The organism is Synechococcus sp. CCY9202 (assembly GCF_034931685.1).
GTDB lineage: Bacteria > Cyanobacteriota > Cyanobacteriia > PCC-6307 > Cyanobiaceae > CBW1002.
The window spans coordinates 1-5,541 of record NZ_JAYGID010000114.1 but is presented as its reverse complement, the minus strand read 5'-3'; the positions used below and the strand labels follow the sequence as shown (position 1 = coordinate 5,541).

Below are 5,541 nucleotides of genomic sequence, written 5' to 3'. Positions count from 1 at the left end.
GCCGATCAGAGAAGGGTTTGGCCTGAAACCACGCACGCACCGGAAGAAAGCCCGTCAGCAGTTTCTGGCAGTAGCAAAGAAGAAGCGCCCTCGCATCAGCAAGATTCGAAAAGCGATCAAGCAGCAGATCGGTCATCTTGAACGGAATCTTGCCAGCATTGATGCCCTGATCGCTTGCGGCGGCTGCCTTCTGGCCGCAGGAAGGCACTGGTATCAAAAACTCTTAGTGGTCAGCGAGCTGGTTCGCCAGCAGAAGATTCTCTACCACTCAGACAGCAGAAGCATCCCAGATCGGATCGTGAGTCTCTTCCAAGCTCACATTAGGCCAATTGTTCGTGGCAAGGCCAGATGCAATGTCGAATTCGGAGCCAAGATCTCCATTTCAGTCACCGGTGATGGGTTTACCTACCTGGATCGCCTGAGCTACGACCCCTACAACGAAGGAGAAGACCTAAAGGCTCAGGCAAGAGCCTATCGCCGTCGTCATGGCCATTATCCAGAAGTGATCTGTGCCGATCAGATCTATCGGACTCGAGCGAACCGCGCTTTCTGCCAACGGCATGGGATTCGCCTGAGTGGACCTCGCCTTGGTCGGCCCAAGAGCGATCCTGAGCTTGTGGCAGAAGAGAAGAGACAGTTTCTTGATGATCAGCGTCAACGTAACGCGGTCGAAGGCAAAATCGGACAGGGGAAGCGGCGGTTTGGATTGGGTTTGATTCGTGAGAAGCTGGCTGCCACCCAAGGATCAGCCATTGCATTGGCTGTACTGGTGATGAACCTCGAGAAGCTGCTGGAGCTTCATTTTGTCCTTTTTGCCGTCTTGTTTCAGCTTCTGATCGGCACTGAATCCATCCGAAGAGGCGAGGAGCGACTCCTGAGCAGTCAACCGGTTGCAGCCTGAGCAACACTCAGAGTTCAGCCGAGCTTCCCCACTTTGTTGCCCCGGGGCCTGGTTCTTACTTTCTCAGGAGGCTCTACTTCGTGTGGCGTCACCGCTTTCCGCCTGGCAAGGAGGGGAAGTTGCAGGACTACCAGATCGGTCCGTATGGCAAGGGTCCAGGGCAGTGGACGCTCAAACAAGCACGGGAGGAACGGGTACGACTTGATGTGCTGCGGCGTCAGGGGGAAGACCCAAGAGCATTGAAAGCAGAGCAGCGCCAGACCATCCAACGAACAGGTGCCGTGACCTTTCAGAAGGCAGCAGAGGAGTGGTTGTCAATCAACAGCAGCAAACTCGCTGCCACCACTCTCAAGGATTACAACAATAAGATGCAGAACCAGATCCTGCCTGTCTTTGGCAAACGGTCAATCAGGGCGATCAATCGCAGTGAATGTCTGGACTTCAAGCGCACCATCGAGGCGCGGGGAGCACTGAATCAGTCCGACAAGGTGTTTGGCTTACTCAGGCAGGTCTTCTCGTATGCCATCGACCATGAATGGATCTCAGAACCGAACCCTGCCAGGAGTTCCAGACACGCTCACTCAGGTCATGTCGCAAAGAGTCATCCGTCACTGGATTGGAACGATGTGCCTGGATTCCTGGCGGATCTCACCAGCAATAAGGGCAATGGAGATCTGCTTACCCTTGCTTCCGTGAAGGTCTTGCTGCTGACTTTTATGCGGGTTGGTGCTGTGGTTCCAGGTGAGTGGTCAGAAGTCAATTGGGACCAGCGGATTTGGACCATACCCGCCAGAAGGATGAAAGGTCGGAATTCAACGAGGCAGGATCATCTAATTCCCCTCTCGCAACCGCTGGTTGATCTCTTGGAGGTCCTCAAAACAATCACAGGACATACCCCCTACATCTTTCAAAGTCCCAGGGGCAAGGGCACAGAGCACATCTCTTTGGAGACGCCTAACCATTTGATTAAGCGCATGGGTTATCAAGGAAAACTGGTTGCTCACGGGGTCAGGACCATGGCAACGACCTATGGGCAGGACATCCTGAAGACCCCCTTTCAAGTCATTGACCTACAGATGGGGCATAAACCACCTGGCAAGGTCCGTCAAGCGTATGACAAAGCACAGTTCCTGGAAGAGCGAATTGAATTCATGAGTAAGTGGGGGGATCTCTTGGTAGACAATGGATTAGAGGTATAAAGAAAGGGGGTTACCCCCCTACAGACTTGACCTGTTCTTTGATCCAACCCTGGATGTCAGACTCCAGCCAGACCACAAGGCGTGGACCAAGCGGAATCTGTTTCGGGAAGGTGCCATCAGCAATGCGCGCGTAGATGGTGGACTTGGAGAGCCCAGTGGCTGACTTGACTTGAGGCAGGCGAAGAAAATACATAATTAAATAAAGTATAATTGAATAAAGTATGTTTTTAAAAATAAATGAAATACTTAAAGATGTGCGTCTTCACAATGCCAGGCAATGAAAACTTTGATTACATTCTAAAACTACAGGCAATTATTGAAAAATGACTTTAGAAATAGCTAACTCTTTAAGGATCAAGACTTGGCTTAATCGTTAAGAATTATAACACCAGCTGAGCGCGGCTTCCCGCGCCCTGTGGCACCATGGCAAGTGTCCGGGCAGATGCTTTGCGCATTAAAGGCGTCTGATGACATCTGTTGGCAACAGGAACCAGCAACTCGTACTGCAATGGGCAATAGACTTTTGGATCCCACTTGAATGCAGTTCAACGCCAGGCAGCTGTCTTGACACTCCTTAAGTATGCAGCAGAAAACCTATAGGAAGTATTCGCTTGTGAATGATCACTCTGTTCTTCGTGATGATAGCGTGAGCAGAAAAAGAAAAGGTAAGCCTCTCAACACTAATGTAGACATTCCTTTCGCATGGGAGTGCGGCCCCTACGGTGAGTGGTTCCCCGATGACCCCGATGAAGTTCTGGATGCTAGTTAGATCCTGATGTAGATACAAGGAGATTGCTCTGCTGTAGCTTTGCCGGGGGGGGCTGAATGGATGCTTATAAGCAGTCATGCAAGTGAAGGACATCTGAGCTCACCATTTCACACAGATGCCAGTAGCAGGCGGGCTCCTCCTGCGAATCTATCTCCGTTTCCACAATCACGCCCCAAAGAATCTCACCTGAGGCTTGCCGCTTCACCAACAAGCAACCGATGAGCTCGGGGGCGACCTGCTCGGCGGGGCGGGCGAAGAAGGCGTTGGGGAGGTGCTGGGAGAGCGTGGTGGCTGTGGGTGTGGCTATGCGTGAAAGCACTGACACCATCCATCTGCCAATCCCCCAACTGACCACCCAAACCAAGCGCCGCAGCACTCTGCAGCGAATATAAGGAATTGTAGATTTTTTGAAGCAGTGCAGAGTTGCATCCGCCTGAGCCTCTCGCTGACTGGCACTGCCGCTCTGGCGCTGGCATCTCTACCATTTGGTATCAGCCCTGCAGCAGCGCAAGATCCCGAGGCTGCCAGCACTGAGGCGGCAGACCTGGGTGTGATGGGGGTGAACCTTAGGGATGCCGTAAAGTTCAACTACGGCTTCCAGGGGGCTCTACAAGGCGCTGGCACCCCTAATCAGGCAGGACTTGGCGCCTTCATTCCACTCCACGTTGGCAGCAGCAGCGTTGCTTTTGTAGATGTGCTGGTGAATGCCAACTTCAATGACTACGGCAACTACAGCAGCATCATCAATACAGACGTTTCAGGCACCACATTCTCAACCTCCACACGGCTTGGGTATCGCTGGCTCAATGGCAACCGCTCCTGGATGTTTGGCGTCAATGCGGGTTATGACAGCCGACCGATGGCAACAGGACCTGCCGATACAGGTGTCACGGTTACGAATTCCCAAACGGGGTTTTTCCAGCAGGTATCCGCAGGAGTAGAGGCAGTTTCTAATTCCTGGAACTTCAATGCCTATGCTTTGGTGCCCGTTGGCGACACCGAGCAGCAGCTCAACAGTGTTTATGACGGCGGGGCACTGGATACCTACGGACTGGATGTTGGTTACAGCATTACTCCTGAATTGCGGGCTTCTGTTGGTTATTACTACCAAAGCGGTGACCTGGGAGCTGCTGATGGTTCTGGAGTTCGGGGCAGACTTGCGTACAACCTGACAAATGGTCTCACCGTTGGCGCCAATCTCTCCTACGACCAGGCATTTGAGACCAGGGTTTCGGCAGACATCAAATATCGCTTTGGCACTAATGGCTATGGAGCGCCGAGCATTAGAAAGCAGCAGCCTGTGGTGATACCTGTTATTCAGGCGCTATCAACAACGCCAGCCAATCGGGATGTGCGGGTGCACGATGCGGGGTGGGCAGTCGGCAGCGAGCCAGCAAATGGGCAGTCGGCAGCGAGCCAGCAAGTACCTGTCTGTTGTACAACACCAGCAGAAGAAAACCCACCTCCCTTTTATAAATTCTAACTTAAGGCACCCTAACTCCAAAAGCCCCTGCCAACACAGGGGCTTTTTAATTCTTCAACCGCCCCAAACCAGCCTCAACCGCTTCCAATACCTGGCACCATCTCCCACCTCCACCGCAGATTTTGAGCCACTTTCCCCACCAAAATAAACCTCAAATATTTCAACCCACAGCAAAGCCAGACCACTACATTCTTTTGCTTTACAGATACAAATATTCCTCAACGCAACTACCAAATACTTCGCTCTCTGTCGCCATCACGGATGCCATTGGCTCTTCTAAATCTCACTGCTATCTGATGCCACTCCTCAGGGATTTGATTGAGGCGTATGTCAAACGCAAAAGGTAGTTGAGTTTGCCCTGGTGATATCCGCTTGCTCTTGCTCCTGCTGCCGCTGCTCTCAATCAATCGCTTCAGCATCCTTGAGCCCCAGTGGCACTTAGGTGCTCCTTTTGCGTGATGGCGATACTTCTGGCAGAAACGCTCATAATGCTTGGAGCATCCCTTCAGCGTTGGTGCCAGTGACAGGAAGCTTGGGTGCCACTCACCGACGCCATCATTCTCCAATCTGCCGTAGTGCCCGTAGTTGGAATAGGGGCCATAAAATCCCTTTCTCACCCCTGCTGCTTTGGGATTGGCGTGAATGTACCTGAGTGTATTCAGCACTCTTCTGTGGTCTTTAGGAGCAATCGCAGTGGCGTAATACCTTGCCTCCCAGAAGTGCCCGCAACGCCCAGCAAGGCGGTTGAGTGCCATCGCTGAATACCAACCAATCCAGTGCATCAAGCGGGGGAGTTGAGAGGCATCATCAGGTCTGATGAGGAGGTGCAGGTGGTTTGCCATCAGACACACCCCATAAAGCTTGTGTGGGATTTTGGTTTGTGCCTTGGCGAGCACTGCCAGCAACACATCCCGTCTCAATCCTTTGGCAATCAAAAACTGACGGCTATTACACCGCAGTGTGATGTGAAATGAATACCCCTGCGGCAGATGGCGTGGTTTGCGGGGCATTTGAGGAGAGCTTCTGCTTCCACAATCACGCCCCAGAGCAGCTCGCCATCCGCTTGGCGTTTCACCAGCAGGCAGCCGATGAGGTCGGGGGCATCCTGCTCGGCGGGGCGGGCGAAGAAGGATTGGGGCAGGTGCTGGGAGGGATTGGTGGCTATGGGTGTGGCTGTGTGTGAAAGCAC

At 52.8% G+C, this 5,541-nt stretch carries 5 protein-coding genes and 2 pseudogenes; 3 read left to right on the top strand and 4 right to left on the bottom strand.

The genetic code is table 11. The features are described from left to right. Window positions 1–901, top strand: a 901-nt coding sequence (locus tag VB777_RS14380) for a transposase (protein WP_416238361.1), incomplete at its 5' end; no start/stop codon positions are given. Between the two features lie 80 nt (window positions 902–981). After that, entirely contained in the window at window positions 982–2,100 is a 1,119-nt protein-coding gene (locus tag VB777_RS14375) for a tyrosine-type recombinase/integrase (protein WP_323249774.1), read from the top strand. A gap of 10 nt (window positions 2,101–2,110) precedes the next feature. Here the strand turns inward: VB777_RS14375 and VB777_RS14370 are convergent, their stop codons facing one another. Together VB777_RS14370 and VB777_RS14365 are read right to left on the bottom strand one after the other, a co-directional pair. Continuing rightward, window positions 2,111–2,293, bottom strand: a complete 183-nt coding sequence (locus VB777_RS14370; protein WP_323249772.1) for an AlpA family transcriptional regulator — start codon at window positions 2,291–2,293, stop codon at window positions 2,111–2,113. A 697-nt stretch (window positions 2,294–2,990) separates the two neighbouring features. Continuing rightward, a pseudogene (locus VB777_RS14365) lies at window positions 2,991–3,197 on the bottom strand (DNA-3-methyladenine glycosylase); the annotation flags it as partial. A gap of 87 nt (window positions 3,198–3,284) precedes the next feature. On the opposite strand from VB777_RS14365, the gene VB777_RS14360 reads away from it, so the two are divergent. After that, window positions 3,285–4,352 carry a carbamoyl-phosphate synthase gene (locus tag VB777_RS14360; RefSeq protein WP_323249770.1) on the top strand — a complete coding sequence of 356 codons (1,068 nt, stop codon included), beginning with the start codon at window positions 3,285–3,287 and terminating at the stop codon, window positions 4,350–4,352. A 227-nt stretch (window positions 4,353–4,579) separates the two neighbouring features. On the opposite strand, the gene VB777_RS14355 is transcribed toward VB777_RS14360, so the two are convergent. Together VB777_RS14355 and VB777_RS17480 are read right to left on the bottom strand one after the other, a co-directional pair. Further along, entirely contained in the window at window positions 4,580–5,362 is a 783-nt protein-coding gene (locus VB777_RS14355) for a transposase (RefSeq protein ID WP_323249768.1), read from the bottom strand. After that, window positions 5,284–5,541, bottom strand: a pseudogene (locus VB777_RS17480) (hypothetical protein); the annotation flags it as partial. The gene VB777_RS14355 and the pseudogene VB777_RS17480, both read right to left, overlap by 79 nt.

Coding starts and splice junctions, on each gene's coding strand:
- VB777_RS14370 (WP_323249772.1), bottom strand. CDS start 2,293: ATGTATTTTCTTCGCCTGCCTCAAGTCAAGTCAGCCACTGGGCTCTCC.
- VB777_RS14355 (WP_323249768.1), bottom strand. CDS start 5,362: ATGCCCCGCAAACCACGCCATCTGCCGCAGGGGTATTCATTTCACATC.